Consider the following 16,810-nt stretch of genomic DNA (forward strand, 5'->3'; position numbering starts at 1 on the left):
AAGGAGCCAGCTCGCATTTGTAGGGTTTCGGCAACGGGATGCGCCGAGGACTGGCCGGTAGAGTGAACGGCGTGAGTGAAGACGCGACGACCGAGCCCGACCTGTACACCACGGCGGGAAAGCTCGCCGACCTGAAGAACCGCTATCACGAGGCCGTGACGGCGTCGGGCGAAGCCGCCATCGAGAAGCAGCACAAGCGCGGCAAGAAGACCGCCCGCGAACGCATCGAGCAGCTGCTCGACCACGGCTCGTTCGTCGAGATCGACGAGTTCGTGCGGCACCGCACCCACGCGTTCGGCATGGAGAAGTCGCGCCCCTACGGCGACGCGGTCGTCACCGGCACCGGCACCATCCACGGCCGCCAGGTCGCGGTCTACGCGCAGGACTTCACCATCTTCGGCGGCTCGCTCGGCGAGGTGGCGGGCGAGAAGATCATCAAGGTGATGGACCTGGCCCTCAAGACGGGCGTGCCCATCATCGGCATGCTCGACTCGGGTGGCGCGCGCATCCAGGAGGGTGTCGTGGCCCTCGGCAAGTACGGCGAGATCTTCCGGCGCAACACGGCCGCCTCCGGGGTCATCCCGCAGATCTCGATCATCATGGGCCCGGCGGCCGGCGGCGCGGTCTACTCCCCCGCCCTCACCGACTTCGTGATCATGGTCGACAAGACCAGCCAGATGTTCGTCACCGGCCCGGATGTGATCAAGACCGTCACCGGCGAAGACGTCGGCATGGAGGAACTCGGCGGCGCCCTCACCCACAACAAGGTCTCGGGCGTCTCGCACTACCTCGCCAGCGACGAGGACGACGCGCTCGACTACGCCCGCGCCCTCCTCAGCTTCCTCCCCGATAACAACCTCGCCGAGCTGCCGGTCTACGACAGCGAGATCGAGCTCGAGATCACGGATGCGGACCGCAAGCTCAACACGCTCGTCCCCGACTCCCCGAACCAGCCCTACGACGTGCACACCGTGATCGAGCACCTCGTCGACAACGGCGACTTCCTGGAGACCCAGCCCCTCTACGCCCCCAACATCGTGGTGGGCTTCGCCCGCATCGAGGGCCGCTCGGTCGGCATCGTCGCGAACCAGCCCAGCGCCATGGCAGGTACCCTCAACATCGAAGCCGGCGAGAAGGCCGCGCGCTTCGTACGCTTCTGCGACGCCTTCTCCATCCCGATCCTCACCCTCGTCGACGTTCCCGGCTACCTGCCCGGCACCGACCAGGAGTGGACCGGCGTCATCCGCCGAGGAGCAAAGCTCCTCTACGCGTACGCAGAAGCCACGGTCCCGCTCGTCACCGTCATCCTCCGCAAGGCGTACGGCGGGGCCTACATCGTCATGGGGTCGAAGCAGCTCGGCGCCGACATGAACCTGGCCTGGCCCACCGCCGAGATCGCCGTCATGGGCGGCCAGGGCGCCGTCAACATCCTCTACCGCGGCGAGATCAAGCGCGCCGAAGAGGCCGGCGAGGATGTCGCAGCGGTGCGCACGAAGCTCGCCAACGAGTACACCTACAACGTCGCCTCCCCGTTCCTCGCCGCCGAGCGCGGCGAGCTCGACGGCGTGATCGAACCGGCCGCCACGCGCGTAGCCGTCACCAAGGCGTTGCGGGCGCTGAAGACGAAGCGCGCTTCTTTGCCGCCGAAGAAGCACGGGAACATCCCACTCTGACCCGAGATGGAATGAGGGGGTGGATGTTCGTGCTCCCGCCGCCTTTGAGCTCCGCTCAACCCTTAGGCGGGAGTGCGAATATCCACCCCCTCATTCCAGGTGGAGTCTCCCGAGCTGGCGGCAGAGGCGACGCGTCCAATAGAGTCTCCCCACCATCCCCTTCAAGAAGGAGACTTTGTGGCCTCGTGCGAGCTTGCTGCTACCGGAATTGACTTGGCACTACCGTTGGCGGGGCTCGCCCTGGCGGGCATCGGGGTGGGGACTGCTGCTGTGCTGGCCCGGAAGGGGAAGAAGCGGGCGGCTCTGCTCGGGGTTGTGCCGGTTCTGGTCGCGGGGCTCGTGGTTTCTGGGGCGCCTGCGCCGAGTTACGCGAGTGCTGGTGCGGTGGGGAATGCGGGGTCCGGATGCGTGGCCGAGCCTCCGCAGCCCGGCGGGGGTGGGGGCGGAGCCGACCCGATTACGCCGCCGCCGACGGTTTACACGGCGGGGGCCGTGGGGATCGGGGACCCGTACTTCCCGCTCGACGGGAATGGGGGGTATGACGTCGCGGACTACGACCTCGACCTCTCGTACGATCCGACCGCGGGGTCGATCGGGGGGACGGCGGTCATCTCGGCTACCGCCACGCAGAACTTGTCGGCGTTCAACCTCGACCTCGATGGGCTGAGTGTGTCGTCGGTGCTGGTGAACGGGGTGGCGGCGACCTGGAGCAGTGCGACGACTCCGATCAGCGATGTGACGGGGCAGCCGCTCGTCGCCGGGAGCGGGGACGGGGAGGCGACGCCGCCGCGCACCGAGGTGACGGTGACGCCTGCGCAGGGGCTGGATGACGGGCATCCGTTCACCGTGGAGGTCGCCTACGGGGGCGTGCCGACCACCATCGAGGACGCCTACGGCATCTCGGGTGTGTTCCACCAGGCCGACGACGGTGCGCTCATCGTGGGGCAGCCGCGGGTGGCGGCGACGTGGTTCCCGGCCAACGATCATCCGGCCGACAAGGCCACGCTCACCGTCACCATGTCGGTGCCCACCGGGCTCACCGTCGTGGGCAACGGGCACCTCGTCTCCCAGACGCCGGTCGACGACCGCACCGAGTGGACCTGGCGCTCCGACCAGCCGATGGCGCCCTACCTCGCCACCGCCTCGATCGGCAACTACGACCTGACCTCGTTCAGCCAGGACGGCATCGACTACTGGAACGCCATCGACCACGACCTCTACGCGGTTCCCGCCGACGAGGACGACCCGACCGGTCCGAGCGCCGGCGAAGTGGCCGCGACGACCTTCGCCGCCGAGCCCCAGGTCATCGCCTTCCTCGCCTCGCAGTTCGGCCCGTACCCCTTCTCGCAGGCCGGCGGTATCGCCGCCGACCAGCCCGACCTGCAGTTCGCGCTCGAGAACCAGACCCGCCCGATCTACGGCGCCTGGGCCTTCACCGACCCCGACGACCCGAGCGTGGTCGTGCACGAGCTCGCCCACCAGTGGTTCGGCGACTCGGTGGCGATGCACCGCTGGAGCGACATCTGGCTGAACGAGGGCTTCGCCACCTACGCCGAGTGGCTGTGGGCCGAGCACAGCGGTGGGCCCACCGTGCAGCAGCAGGCCGATGGCGCGTACGCCAACTGGCCCGCCGACGACGAGTTCTGGCAGATCGAACTCGCCGATCCGGGTTCGGCGAACATCTTCGCGAACGCCACCTACTACCGCGGCGCGATGACCCTCCAGGCCCTCCGCAACGCCGTCGGCGACGACACCTTCTTCGCCATCGTGCAGGGCTGGGCGTCCAAGAACGCCGGCAGCAACGTCACCACCGATCAGTTCGTCGACTACGCCCAGCAGGTCTCGGGGCAGGACCTCACGGAACTCTTCGACACCTGGGTGTACTCCACGTCGAAGCCGGCGAGTCTCTGAGGTCGAGGTCGAACGAGGGGTGGATGCTCGCACTCCCGCCTAAGGGTTGAGCGGAGCTCAAAGGCGGCGGGAGCACGAGCATCCACCCCTCGTTCTTGCGTTCAGGCGGAGGAGGCGGCTTCGCGGGCTCGCCAAGCCGAGGTGACCATGTCGTCGAGGGTGTGGCGCATCTTCCAATCCAGGTCGCGTGCCGCCAGCTCGCCCGTCGCGACGATGCGGGCGGGGTCGCCGGGGCGACGGGGGGCGATCTCGGGCTCGAAGGGGATGCCGGTCGCGGACGCGACGGCGGTCATGATCTCTCGCACCGAGACGCCGTCGCCCGAGCCGAGGTTGTAGGCGGGGAGCAACGTCGTGCCGGCGTCGAGCGCCCGCGCTGCCTCGACGTGGGCGAGCGCGAGGTCGGCGACGTGGATGTAGTCGCGCACGCAGGTGCCGTCGGGGGTGGGGTAGTCGTCGCCGTTGATGCGGGGTGTGCGGCCCGCGAGGAGGGCGTCGAAGACGAGCGGGAAGAGGTTGTGCGGGCTGGTGTCGTAGAGCGCGAGCGAGCCCGAGCCGACGACGTTGAAGTATCGGAGCGAGGTGTGACGGAGGCCCACCGCGACGCCCTGGTCGCGCAGCAGCCACTCGCCGATGAGCTTCGACTCGCCGTACGGGCTCTCGGGGTTCTTCGGCGTGTCCTCGGTGACGACGTCGGTGGGCGGCGTGCCGTAGACCGCGGCGCTGGAGGAGAACACGATGCGGTCGACGCCCGCATCCTGCATCTCCGCAAGCAGCACCGCCATGCCGGTGACGTTCTGCTCGTAGGTGTGCAGGGGCCGCTGCACGGAGACGCCTGCGTACTTGAAGCCGGCGATGTGGATGACCCCCGTCACACCGTGGGTGGCGAGGGTCGAGCGCACCAGCTCGGCGTCGAGGATGCTGCCCCGCACGAACGGCACGTCGGCCGGCACGAACGACTCGTGGCCGCTCGACAGGTCGTCGAGCACGACGCACGCCATGTCGGCCGCGCGGAGCGCCGCCACGACGTGCGATCCGATGTAGCCTGCTCCGCCGGTGACTAGCCAGGTCATGGGTTCCTCTCGATCGATGCCCAGAGAAAACCCTACCGGCGGCTCAGCGCACCAGGGTGCGCACCAATGACACGGCCTCCTTGGGCGACATCGACGGCAGGTAGGCGCGCCCGATGGCGCCGCCGATCGTGGGGAGGGAAAGCGCATCCGGGTACGCCATGTAGATGGTGGAGTAGGTCGGGTTGAACTTCGCCTTGAACTTGAACAGCGACGAGAAGCCGTAGGCGGGCTCGAGGGTGCGGGCGAGGAACTCGGAGAGCTCGGTCATCACCGTCGGCGCCGGCGGCTCCGCCCCCTTCGGCACGGGCGCCTGGGCGAGCGGTGCGCCCGAGAGCGAGAGCACCTCGACGCCGAGCTCCTTCATGTGCAGGGCCGAGGAGGCGATGAGGTACTCCATCACGCCAGGCATCGAGCCGTCGGCCCGGCGCATGAAGTCGAGCGTGTAGCCCACCACCACGCCGTCGCGGTACATCGGCAGCCAGCTCGTGACCGCCGCGATGCGGCCCTCGGCGTCGACGGCGAGCATGAGCGCCACCTCCGGGTCTTTGATCTCCTCGAGCGCGCCGAGGGTGAAGCCCATCTCGGGCAGCTCCTTCTCAGAGACCCACGCCTCGGAGATCGCGTTGATCTGCGCCACCTTGGCGCGGGAGAGCTCGTCGTAGGTGGTCCACACCGTCGTCATGCCCTCCCGCACGCCCTTGTTGAGCGACGACCGCACGTTCTGCCACGCCTTGCCCGTCATCTCGAGGGTCTGCGGATGCATGAGCGTCTCTTCGCCCACCGACATGTGCTGCCAGCCCATCCCCTCGAACACCGGCAGGTACTTCTCGTGCACGCTGTAGAAGACGGGCAGCCAGCTGTGCGCGTCGCAGAACGCGGCGAAGGCCTCGACGGTGGCCTTCTCGTCGCCGTCGCGGCACACCGGGTCGGACATCGTGATGGCCACGTCGTTGATCACGCGGTAGGCGACCGCCGCATCCTGGGCCTCGTTGAACCAGTAGACGTTGCCGGGCCACGTGGTCATCCAGCCGAGCGTCCCGCCGCCGCCACGACGGAGGAGGGCACGGATGCGCTGGTGGTCGCCCACGGTCACCGCGTGCTCGCTGGCCAGCAGCAACTGGACCGACGCGATGGTGAAGACGACCCAGAACACCGGGCCGATCCACTGGAAGACGAACAGCGCGACTCCGGCGGCCGGGATGAGCACGTCGCCCGTGATGCCCACCAGGGTGATCGGCAGGAAGCGCCGGGGCAGGTCGAGCACCAGCTCGACGATGGTGGTGCCGGGCGGCGAGTAGCTGTCGAGCGTGAACGCTCCCACCACGACGTTCACGAGGGAGAGCACGACGAAGGCGCCGACCACCACGACGAGGAAGCGGATGAAGGCCTCCCGCGGCGCGCGCAGAGCGAACCGCTTGCGCGTCACGAACAGCAGGATGGCCACCGCCGCCGGCACCGCGACGGTGGAGCCGCCCCACACCACGTACTCGCCGATGTCGATCGGCTGGAGCGGCGTCGAGTCGTCGACGGTCACCGCCTCGGCGAGCGTCAGCACCAGGTCGAAGAAGACGAGGGCGAGCGCGATCATGGCGAGGTTCGTGACGATGCCGAGCCAGAGCGCGAAGCGGCGCCCGCGTCGCAGCCCCCAGGCCGAGACGAGCAGCAGCGCGAGCGGCACGAAGGTCTGCACCACCGGGCCCACGCCGCCGAGCGCGCCGAGCTTGCGGAAGTCGTCGCACACCCCGGTGGTCGCGGTGGCGCAGAACTCCGTGATGTCGGAGGCGCTCGGGAAGATGTCGCCGTAGAGGCTGCCCGCGAGGCCGAACGCGCCGGTGCCGTCTGGGTCGAGCAGACTCACCAGCGGGCCGATCGCGGTGATCAGCACGATCGTCGCGATCAGCACCCGCACCTCGCCGAAGGAGCTGCGGAGGAACACCATGCCGCGCCGCCGCCGCACGCTGAGGAAGTGGCCGATGACGAGGCCCGCGACGGCCGCGATCAGCCGGTAGACCGTCGAGGTGTCGCCGTCGTAGAGGGCGAACATGATGAGCAGGCCGAAGCCGGCGAGGCGCACCCGGCGCCGCCAGAGCGGGCCCATGAACGAGCTCGCCACGAACAACGACCCGACGATGGGCGTGAGCGGGTCGACCGTGAGGTCGTAGCTCGTGCCATCGGCCCACCACTCGCCGGCGAGCGAGCCGATCCACTGCAGCAGCACCCCGACGCCCACACCGATGACCCCGGTGACGAGGAAGACGGGCACGAGCCGCCCCCGCCCGAGCAACCGCTCGGCCACCCCGAGCAGGGTCAGCGAGGCGAGGATGCCCGCCACCAGCTGGAACGGATCCCACGGGATGAACAGGGCGGTGAACACGGTCCACCAATGTCCCTGGTCGACGACGGTGGTGACGCCCGCCGACCACGCGTTCTGCGTCGCCTCCGACGGCGCCCCGAAGAACGTGCCGGTGATCAGGGCGGTGACGAGGATCAGCGCGGCGAAGCCGATGCTGAGCGGAATCGTCGCGAGATACCTCCCCGCGAAGATGAAGAACTTCCGCATGCCGACGATCCCCTCTGCTGCCAGGGTTCTAATGTAGCCTCGTCGATGTGAACGACGAGGCTACGACATCCGCCGGCGAACCGGCACTCGGCGAACCGGCACTGACGGTGCTGACCGCGGGTGTGAGCCCCGAAGAGCTCGCCGCGGTGACGGCGGTGGTCGACGCGGCCGTCGCGGAGGAGCTCGCCGAGTTGCATGACGACGTGCAGATCGGCCCCTCGGCATGGGAGCGCAGTCAGCGTGCGCTCCGCACCCCGCTGCAGCCGGGCCCTGGAGCCTGGCAGAGCTACGGTCGCTGAACCTTTTCTGAATGCCGGCTGGATGCATCCGCCGAAATGTCCACCGAAAGTCCTACTGTGCGCTTGCTCGAACCCGGCCACGATAGGTAGCGCTAGGTGTGCCTCTTCACGGAGGACACCGCCGGATGCAGGCCGACTAGGGTAAGCGGGCTTGCGTTCCGGGGGCGAGTCAGGGCGATATTCGGGTTGTCGTCCTGACTCGAAAGCTTTCCGGGGGTCGAAGTCATTCGGCCCCCGGTTCTTCGTCTGCGGGGGGATGCGCGGCTCGACCCGCGTCCACGGTGCGAACGACGCGCGGCACCTCGAGCCACAGATCGAGTTCGGCCTCCTCGGCATCCGCCGGGTCGGGATCGCGCAGCCCCACGATCGTCACCGCCACGTCGTCGTCGTGATGGGCGGTGCGCACCACGAGACGATCGGCGCGGCTCTCACCGATCTGCTGGGCGATCACCGCCGTGATGCGGGCGTGCTGCTCGCGGTCGAGGTCGTCGATGCCGCCGTCGTCGAGCAGCGTCACCTCGACCCCGCGCCGCCGTGCGGCGAGCGCTTCTCGCCGCACCGCGTCGTCGAGCAGCCGGCGGCCGCGGATCTCGTCGCGCATCGCCGCCTCCAGGTGCAGGCACTCGCGTTGGTCGTCGTCGCTCAGCCGGCCTTCGCTCGTGACGATGCGGCGCAGCATCGGCTCGACGAGGCGGTTCATCTGCACCAGGCGCACCCGGCGCTCGTAGAACTCGGCCTCCTCCTGGGCGTGCCATTCGGCGGCGCGCTGTTCGGCGAGCTCGAACAGCCGGGCATCGCGGGAGGAGCGCCCGATCGACACCGTGGTGGCCTGGCCGATCGCCACCCAGATCGGGCCGCCGATGGCCCCGAGTGCCGGCAGCTCGAGAAGGTCGCGCGACCAGAACAGCACCGTGATGATCATGATCGCGATTCCCACCCACGCGAACCAGGGTCTCTGGCGCACCACCGTGATGGTCATCAGGGTGCCCACGGCACCGATGATCCAGGTGGCGTAGCCGTTGTCGTCGCGCGGGTCGAGCTGGGTGAGCACGAGGATGAGGCCCACCGTGCTCACGGCGACGTTGGTGGCGGCGAGGGCGCTGGGCATGCGGATCGAGGGCGCCGGGGCGAGGCTCACCGCGGTGGCGGCGCCATAGAGCGCCATGGCCACCACCGCCGGCCAGGGCGACTCCGGCACCGACAGCGAGTAGAGCGCCAGCACCACGTGGTCGGCCGAGAAGATCGCGGCGAGTCCGACGAGCAGGATGCGCGGCATCGAGATCATCACGCCGCCCCGCCCTCGTCGGCCGCCGGTGCCGGCCACGAGATGACCACGGAGGTGCCCGCGCCGGGAACCGAACGGATGTCGGCCACGCCGCCCACCGCATCCACCCGCTCCCGGATGGAGATGCGCAGGCCCAGCCGGTCGGGCGGGACCGAACCGACGTCGAACCCGGCGCCGGTGTCGGCGACGACGACGGTGACCCCCTCGGTCACTCCCTGCGCGCCACGGCCGTGCACCGAGATGGTGCGCTCCACCGGGTCGCCGGCGTGCCGGATGCTGTTCACGATCGCCTGCACCGTCGCCGAGTACAGGCCCTCCACCACTCGGGTCGGCACGACGCCGTCGAGCTCACCGTCGACCGAGAACCCGATCTCGGCGGAGAGGGTCTCGGCGAGCCGCCGCGACCGCTCGACCAGCACGGAGAGCGGCAGATCGGCCGACCCCTCCGATTCGGCGTCGGCGCTCTGCAACGACACGAGGGCTCGCTGCGCCATCTGCACCGCCCGCTCGCGCTCGTCGGGGGTGCCGGCACGCGCGGCGGCCAGGAGGGTGGAGAGCACCCGGTCGTGGATGACCGTGTCGACCCGGGTGCGCTCCTGTTCGGCGGCGTGCCGCTTGGCCGCATCCGCGTACCGCTGCACAGCGGTGCTCTGCGCCTCGTCGACCTGGCTGGCGCTCGTGCGGAGCGCTGTCACGACCACCAGCACGAACGAGCCGAGGAGCAGGGCGTAGACGGCTTCGAGCAGGGCGAGCTGCCACGGCGCGCCACCGCCTGCGGGGAGTACGCGGAGCACCGCGAAGATGGTGGGCACCGCCACCGTGTACACCGCCGCCCAGAAGGTGGAGAACGAGATGGCGGCCGCCCCGATGGCGACGATGACGATGTACCAGAGCCACGGTTGCGTGCCGAGCGCCGCCTCGGGCGACCGCACCGCGAGCGGCCAGACCACGAGGGTGGCCAGGAACACCCCCGCCTCGACCCCCATGGCGGCGCGCACGCCCCGCCCGGCGAGGGAGCACGCGAAAGCGACCCCGATCGACCCGAACAGCACCGCCGTGACACCCCACGCCCACTCCGGGCGCAACGTCGGCATCGAATCGCTCAGCACCGGGATCGACAGCAGTGCGAACACGAAGCCGAACAGGCCCTCGAGCCGCGCGAGGGTCGAGTCGATCCTGGCCCGGCTGAGCGGGGAGCGCCACGCGGGGGCCACGCCGCCGCGGCGCCGCATGCGGGTCGGGCTAGTCGACATGCCCGCGTTCGTCGAGGGCGAGGATGCCGTCTTCCACCGCCCGGCGCAGCAGCTCCACCTTCGACCGGGCGGGGCGGCCCACCTCGACGTACTTCGCGCGGATGCGGTCGAGGTACTCCTTCGCCGTCGACACCTTGATGTTGAGCTTCAGCGCCACCTGGCTGAGCGGGAGGCCGGAGGCGTAGAGGTGCAGCACGTCGCGCTCGCGCTGGGCGAGCTGCGCCTTGCCGAACTCGCGGTCGGCGTCGATCGCGCTCGCCCACTCGAGATTGTTCAGCACGTCGCCCCGCGCGACGGCCGCGATGGCACCCATCACCGTGCTCGTCGACGCCGACTTCGGGATGACCCCGGCCGCACCGGCGGCGAGCGCCTCCCGCACGAGGCCCACGCGGTCGGCGATGCTGTGCACGAGCACCGCGGCACCCATCGACCGCGCGTGCTGCACGTTCTCGGTGACGGTGAAGTCGTCGCCGAGGCTGAGGTCGAGCACGATCACGTCGCAGCTGCGACCGGCCAACGCCACCCAGAGCTCGCTCACCGAGGCGCAGGCGGCCACCACGTCGTAACCCGCTTCGAGGCCGGCGGCACGGATGCCCAACCGCACCGACTCGTGGTCGTCGACGATCGCGATCTGCACCGGGCGCGCGGGCTCGCCCGTCGCATCCGTCGCCGCTTCGTCGTGGTCGTCGTGCACCGTTCACCCCTCGTGAGACTGGATGCCAGTCTACGGCGGGCCGGTTCCCACCCGGTCGGCGGGTCAGCTGCGCACGAGCACGCCGACCGTCTCCACGTGATGGGTGTGCGGGAAGAGGTCGTAGGCGCGCACCCGGTCGAGTTCGTACCCGCCCTCGCGGAAGAGGCCGACGTCGCGGGCGAACGCCACCGGGTCGCAGGCGACGTAGACCACCTGGGCGACGCCGAGCCGCACGAGCGAGCCCACCACCTGCTTGCCGGCACCGGAGCGCGGCGGGTCGATCACCATGGTCGCGGCCTCGAGCCGCCGCCGGTCGTCGGCGCCGGCCTGCCGCTCGAGGTCGGCGAGGTACTGGTCGACGCGCCCCGTCACCGCACGGGCGCCGACCCACTCGGCGAGGTTCTCGGCGGCATGGTCGGTCGCGGTGGCGTCGCTCTCGACGCTCGTGATGCGGGTCGCCTGCCCGAAGCGGTCGCCGACCGCGGCGGCGAGGAGGCCCACGCCGCCGTAGAGGTCGTGGTTGGCGGCGCGCGGGTCGAAGAGGTCGGCGCGGGTGAGGTCCTGCACGGCGCGCGTGAGGGTGCTCGCCGCGTCGCGGTGCACCTGCCAGAACCCGCCTTCGGCCAGCCGGAACTCCCGCTCCCCCACCCGCTCCACGATGGTGGCGCCGCCGCGCGCGGTGCCGTCCGCGTCCCCGCCGCCACCGGCAGGCCGGCCGCCACGACCGCCGCGGGGGCCACGCGCGCCGCGGCCGCCTCGGGGCCCACCACGGGCGCCGCGGCCGCCCGTCTTCGAGCGCTCCTCGGCCACGAGCGAGACCCGCAGCTCGCCGTCGGCGGTCTCGACGAACTCCACCGCGGCCGCGCCCTGGGGGTCGCCGCGGAGCGCCCGCATCAGCTCGAGCGCCTCGGCCTCGATCGCCTCGGTCGCGAGCGGCAGGTCGTCCACCTCCACCACGCGGTGCGACCGGGCAGCGTACGGGCCGACGCGCCCGCCCTTCCCCACGTGCAGCTGCACCCGCGTGCGCCAGCGCGTGCCCGCATCCGGCCTCTCCGTATCCGCATCCGCATCCGCATCCGCCCCGATGGGCTCCACCTCGACGGCGCGCTCGACGCCGCCGAAGCGTCGCAGCGCATCCTGCAGCACCTCGCTCTTCAGGGCGCGCTGGCGCCCGAGGGCGATGTGCCCGAACTCGGCGCCGCCCGCGCGCTCCTCAGGATCGCGCTCGAGAGCGGCGGCCGCCCACAGGTGCAGGCGCCGATCGGGCGACGCCCGCAGCACCTCGACGGTGTCGGCGCGCCAGAACGACGCCTTGCTGTCGTCGACGATGCGCGCGAGCACCCGCTCGCCCGGGATCGCGTCGGCCACGAACACCACGCGCCCCGCCAGCCGGGCCACGGTGACGCCGCCGTGGGCTACATTGTCGATGTCCAGCTCGACGAGCTCGTTCTGGTCTTCCATCCCCCGAGCATTTCACAGCAAAGGCCGGCCCGTGCGTCTGTACCTCGCCTCCACCTCCCCCGCCCGGCTCGCTCTGCTGCGTCAGGTCGGCATCGAGCCGGTGGTCATCCCGTCCGAGGTCGACGAGGATGCGGCGGTCGAGCGGGCGGTCGCCGCGAACGGGCCGCTGACGACGGATGCGATGGTGCAGCTGCTCGCCGAAGCGAAGGCCGAGGCGGTGGCCGCGACGGGACTGGCACCCGACGGGTCCCCGATCGACGGCTTCGTGCTCGGCGGCGACTCCGCGTTCGAGCTCGACGGCATCGCGTACGGCAAGCCGCACCAGCCGGCGGTGGCGCGGGAACGCTGGCTCGCCCAGCGCGGCCGGACGGGGGTGCTGCACTCGGGGCACTGGCTGATCGATCACCGCGGCGGCTCCCGGCGCGGGGCGGCCGGTGCCACCGACCACGCCGCCCTCACCTTCGCCGACGACATCACGGACGCCGAGATCGACGCCTACGTCGGCTCGGGCGAACCGTTGCTGGTGGCGGGCGCGTTCACCATCGACGGGCTCGCGGCCCCGTTCATCCGCTCCATCACGGGCGCGCCCTCCGCCGTCATCGGCATGTCCCTCCCCGTCCTCCGCGACCTCCTCCGCTCCTTCGGCGTCGACTGGACGACCCTCTGGCGCGACGCGCCCCACCCCGCCCCCCGCGAGTAACTCCGCCGGTCGCGCAAACCACCCTTCGCAGCGCATTGTGGGGAGTGTGCGTGGTTCGCGCGTGATTTTTGTGGGCACATGCCAAATCGGTGATGGGTCGCCGCAATAGGCTTGAGGATTATGCCTCGTATCACCAAGGTCCTCATCGCCAACCGTGGCGAGATCGCCGTCCGGGTCATCCGTGCCGCTCGCGACAGCGGCATCGCCTCCGTCGCCGTCTACGCCGACCAGGACCGCGACGCGCTGCACGCCCAACTGGCCGACGAGTCGTATGCCCTCGACGGCACGACGAGCGCCGAGACGTACCTCGTGATCGACAAGATCCTCTCCGTGGCGCGCCGCTCGGGTGCCGACGCCGTGCACCCGGGCTACGGCTTCCTCGCCGAGAACGCCGACTTCGCCCGCGCGGTGATCGACGCCGGCCTCACCTGGATCGGCCCCTCCCCCGACGCCATCGAGAAACTCGGCGACAAGGTGTCGGCGCGGCACGTCGCCGAGAAGGTCGGCGCCCCGCTCGCCCCCGGCACCATCGACCCCGTCTCCGGCGCCGACGAGGTGCTCGAGTTCGTGGCCGAGTACGGGCTGCCCGTCGCCATCAAGGCCGCGTTCGGCGGCGGCGGCCGCGGCCTCAAGGTCGCCCGCACCCTCGAAGAGGTGCCCGAGCTGTTCGAATCGGCCACCCGGGAGGCGATCGCGGCGTTCGGCCGCGGCGAGTGCTTCGTCGAGAAGTACCTCGACCAGCCGCGGCACGTCGAGACCCAGTGCCTGGCGGATGCCCAGGGCAACGTCGTGGTCGTCTCCACCCGCGACTGCTCCCTGCAGCGCCGGCACCAGAAGCTCGTGGAGGAGGCCCCGGCGCCCTACCTCACCGAGGAGCAGACGCGGTTGCTCTACGAGTCGTCGAAGGCCATCCTGCGCGAGGTCGGGTACCTCGGCGCCGGCACCTGCGAGTTCCTCATCGGCAAAGACGGCACCGTCTCGTTCCTCGAGGTGAACACGCGGCTGCAGGTGGAGCATCCGGTCTCCGAAGAGGTCACCGGGATCGACCTCGTGCGCGAGCAGTTCCGCATCGCCGAGGGCGGCACGCTCGACTACGACGACCCGGCACCGCACGGGCACTCGTTCGAGTTCCGCATCAACGGGGAGGACCCGGGCCGCGGCTTCCTGCCCTCGCCCGGGCCGGTGCACGTCTTCAAGCCCGCCGGCGGTCCCGGCGTGCGCGTCGACTCCGGCGTGCAGGCCGGCGACGTCATCTCGGGAGCCTTCGACTCGCTGCTGGCCAAGCTGATCGTCACCGGGTCGAGCCGAGAGGATGCGCTGGAGCGCGCCCGCCGCGCCCTCGACGAGTTCGAGGTGGCCGGGCTTCCGACGGTGCTGCCCTTCCACCGCGACGTCGTGCGCAACCCCGCCTTCGCACCCGCCGAGGGCGAACCGTTCGGGGTGTACACCCGCTGGATCGAGACCGACTACGAGAACCCGGCCGAACCCTGGAGCGGATCGCTCGAGGAGACCGCGCCGGAGGCCGAGCGACGCACCGTCATCGTGGAGGTCGACGGCAAGCGGATCGAGGTCGCCCTGCCCGCACGGCTCGTCGCCGCGGGCACGCGTGCCGCCGGTCACGGGGCCGGATCGCGCACCGCGGGTGCGCCCCCGAAGCGCCGCGGCGCGTCCGCCGCAGCCCTCGCGACCGCAACCGGCGACTCGGTGAAGGCACCCATGCAGGCCACCGTGGTGAAGCTCGCGGTCGAGCCGGGCGACAAGGTCGTCAAGGGCGACCTCGTGCTCGTGCTCGAGGCCATGAAGATGGAGCAACCCATCACCGCCCACAAAGACGGCACCATCGCGAACGTCGCCGCCGTCGTGGGCAGCACGGTCTCCTCGGGGCACGTGCTGCTGGATATTAGCTAGCTGGCTGTGCTGGTTGCGGTGCGGCCCGGGCTTCGCTCGGGCAGCACCGGCGTCGCCGGTCCTTGCCCGGCGCCGCGCGACATGTGAGGGCGCGGTCGAACGGCGCGGCCTGCGGTCGCACCGTTCGGCCACACCCTCACCCTGGGTCGTCGAGTACGGCCCGCAGCTCGCGCCCCCGTCCCCCATGCCGCAGGGTGGGATGAGCGCCACCCGCCCCGCACGCACCTCCCGCCGAACCACACCGCACGCGCACCCACTCCCGTAACGACGGAGTCGCGCCCGAACGACGGCGTCTCGCTCCGTCGTTCGCGTGCCGCCGCCCCAAACTCCGTCGTTCCGCCAGTCGAAGGCGCGCCAGAACCCTCCGATCCCGCCCGAAGGGCGGGGAGGGGGCGGATGCTCGTGCTCCCGCCGCCTTTGAGCTCCGCTCAACCCTTAGGCGGGAGTGCGAGCATCCGCCCCCTCCCCGCCAGCCCCCCGAGCAACCCGACGCGGGAGTGCGAGCATCCGCCCCCTCCCCGCCAGCCCCCACAACCGCCTAGAGCACGATGTGCATCGCCCGAGCCGCATCCGAGATCGACCCCGACAGCGACGGGTACACCGTGAACGCCCGAGACACCTGGTCGACGGTGAGCCGGTGCTCCACGGCGAGCGCGATCGGGAAGATCAGCTCCGACGCGTTCGGTGCCACGACGACCCCGCCGATCACCGTGCCCGACCCCGTGCGTGCGAACAGTTTCACGAAGCCGTCCTTGATGCCCATCATCTTGGCCCGCGGGTTCGACGAGAGCGGCAGCTTGTAGATGTCGCCCTGGGCGATGCCCTCTTCGATCTGCCGCTGGGTCCAGCCCACGGTCGCGATCTGCGGCTGGGTGAAGATGTTCGAGGCCACGTTGCGGAGCTCGGTCGGGTTCACGGCGTCGCCCATCGCGTGGAACATCGCCGTTCGCCCCTGCATCGACGCGACGGATGCCAGCGGCAGGAAGGTCGTGCAGTCTCCGGCCGCGTAGATGTTCGGGGCGCTCGTGCGGGCGACCCGGTTGACCCGGATGTGCCCCGAGTCGCTCAGCTGGACGCCCGCGGATTCGAGTCCGATGCCCTTCGTGTTGGGGATGGAGCCGACCGCCATCAGGCAGTGCGATCCCTCGACCTTCGTGCCGTCGGAGAGCGTCGCGACGACGCCGTCCGCGGTGCGCTCCACCGAGTCGGCGCGCGACTTCGACAGCACCGTCATGCCGTTGCGCTTGAAGACGTTCTCGATGACGGCGGCCGCATCGGCGTCCTCCCCCGGCAGCACCTGGTCGCGCGACGAGATGAGCGTCACCTTCGACCCGAGGGCGGTGTAGGCCGAGGCGAACTCGGCGCCGGTGACACCCGATCCCACCACGATGAGGTGCTCGGGGATGGCGGTTAGCCCGTAGAGCTGGGTCCAGGTGAAGATGCGCTCCCCGTCGGGCACGGCGGAGGGAAGGATGCGCGGGCTCGCGCCCACCGAGATGACGATGGTGTCGGCGTCCACCTGGTCGAAGTCGGTGCCGTCGGCGCCGGCGGCCGTCGACACGATCACCGAGTCGGGCCCGTCGAGCCGGCCGTGGCCCTGCACGATCTTCACCCCGGCGCGGATGAGGTTCGCCCGCATGTCTTCGGACTGCTGCCGCGCGAGCCCGAGCAGCCGCTTGTTCACCGCCGAGAGGTTCACCGCGACTTCGGGGCGCACCGGCCGGCCGGAGTCGTTGCGGCTGAAGAACTGCACGCCGAGATCGGCGGCCTCGCCGATGGCGTTCGTGGCCTCGGCCACGGCGATGAGCGTCTTCGACGGCACCACGTCGGTGAGCACCGCCGACCCGCCGACGCCGACCTGCTCGACGAGGGTGACGTCGGCGCCGAGTTGGGCGCCGGCGATCGCGGCGTCGTACCCGCCGGGGCCTCCCCCGACGACGGCGACCCTCTGTTTGCGCTCGAACTCATAGGCCATGCCGCCATTCTCCCGTAGGCC

12 protein-coding genes are annotated in these 16,810 nt (G+C 70.7%); 5 read left to right on the forward strand and 7 right to left on the reverse strand.

Going from position 1 to position 16,810, the window contains the following annotated elements; genetic code table 11:
* The first annotated feature begins 38 nt into the window (after window positions 1-38).
* A complete protein-coding gene (locus AC3WLB_RS11610) occupies window positions 39-1,673 on the forward strand; it encodes an acyl-CoA carboxylase subunit beta (RefSeq protein ID WP_492506090.1) in 1,635 nt (544 codons plus the stop codon).
* Between the two features lie 492 nt (window positions 1,674-2,165).
* Window positions 2,166-3,584, forward strand: coding sequence for a M1 family metallopeptidase (locus tag AC3WLB_RS11615; RefSeq protein ID WP_492506092.1), 1,419 nt, complete (start codon window positions 2,166-2,168; stop codon window positions 3,582-3,584).
* A 101-nt stretch (window positions 3,585-3,685) separates the two neighbouring features.
* On the opposite strand, the gene galE is transcribed toward AC3WLB_RS11615, so the two are convergent.
* Window positions 3,686-4,654, reverse strand: a complete 969-nt coding sequence (gene galE, locus AC3WLB_RS11620; RefSeq protein WP_492506094.1) for a UDP-glucose 4-epimerase GalE — start codon at window positions 4,652-4,654, stop codon at window positions 3,686-3,688.
* 43 nt (window positions 4,655-4,697) lie between these two features.
* Window positions 4,698-7,214 carry a phosphatidylglycerol lysyltransferase domain-containing protein gene (locus tag AC3WLB_RS11625; RefSeq protein ID WP_492506096.1) on the reverse strand — a complete coding sequence of 839 codons (2,517 nt, stop codon included), beginning with the start codon at window positions 7,212-7,214 and terminating at the stop codon, window positions 4,698-4,700.
* A 47-nt stretch (window positions 7,215-7,261) separates the two neighbouring features.
* On the opposite strand from AC3WLB_RS11625, the gene AC3WLB_RS11630 reads away from it, so the two are divergent.
* Window positions 7,262-7,513: an acyl-CoA carboxylase epsilon subunit gene (locus AC3WLB_RS11630; protein WP_492506098.1), complete on the forward strand. Its 252-nt coding sequence runs from the start codon at window positions 7,262-7,264 to the stop codon at window positions 7,511-7,513.
* 223 nt (window positions 7,514-7,736) lie between these two features.
* Here the strand turns inward: AC3WLB_RS11630 and AC3WLB_RS11635 are convergent, their stop codons facing one another.
* The 4 genes from AC3WLB_RS11635 to AC3WLB_RS11650 all read right to left on the reverse strand — a co-directional run bounded on the left by AC3WLB_RS11635 (window position 7,737) and on the right by AC3WLB_RS11650 (window position 12,206).
* Entirely contained in the window at window positions 7,737-8,798 is a 1,062-nt protein-coding gene (locus AC3WLB_RS11635; RefSeq protein WP_492506100.1) for a DUF8320 family protein, read from the reverse strand.
* Window positions 8,798-10,051, reverse strand: coding sequence for a sensor histidine kinase (locus AC3WLB_RS11640; protein WP_492506102.1), 1,254 nt, complete (start codon window positions 10,049-10,051; stop codon window positions 8,798-8,800). Before AC3WLB_RS11640 ends, AC3WLB_RS11635 begins: the two co-directional genes overlap by 1 nt.
* Complete coding sequence (locus AC3WLB_RS11645; RefSeq protein WP_492506104.1) at window positions 10,041-10,745, reverse strand: response regulator transcription factor; 705 nt, start codon at window positions 10,743-10,745, stop codon at window positions 10,041-10,043. The genes AC3WLB_RS11640 and AC3WLB_RS11645 overlap by 11 nt, the downstream gene beginning before the upstream one ends.
* A gap of 63 nt (window positions 10,746-10,808) precedes the next feature.
* Window positions 10,809-12,206 (reverse strand): class I SAM-dependent RNA methyltransferase, encoded by a 1,398-nt coding sequence (locus tag AC3WLB_RS11650; protein WP_492506106.1) that lies wholly within the window; start codon window positions 12,204-12,206, stop codon window positions 10,809-10,811.
* Between the two features lie 31 nt (window positions 12,207-12,237).
* Here AC3WLB_RS11650 and AC3WLB_RS11655 point away from each other — a divergent pair, with 31 nt between their 5' ends.
* Window positions 12,238-12,906: a Maf family protein gene (locus AC3WLB_RS11655; RefSeq protein WP_492506108.1), complete on the forward strand. Its 669-nt coding sequence runs from the start codon at window positions 12,238-12,240 to the stop codon at window positions 12,904-12,906.
* A 120-nt stretch (window positions 12,907-13,026) separates the two neighbouring features.
* On the forward strand, window positions 13,027-14,814 hold the full coding sequence (locus tag AC3WLB_RS11660; protein WP_492506110.1) for an acetyl/propionyl/methylcrotonyl-CoA carboxylase subunit alpha: 1,788 nt from the start codon (window positions 13,027-13,029) through the stop codon (window positions 14,812-14,814).
* Between the two features lie 538 nt (window positions 14,815-15,352).
* Here AC3WLB_RS11660 and AC3WLB_RS11665 read toward each other — a convergent pair.
* The gene (locus AC3WLB_RS11665; RefSeq protein WP_492506112.1) at window positions 15,353-16,789 is read right to left on the reverse strand and encodes an NAD(P)H-quinone dehydrogenase; all 1,437 of its coding nucleotides are present in this window, start codon (window positions 16,787-16,789) and stop codon (window positions 15,353-15,355) included.
* Window positions 16,790-16,810 lie beyond the last annotated feature (21 nt).

The sequence above is a fragment of the Herbiconiux sp. FW305-C-125 genome (assembly GCF_058783455.1).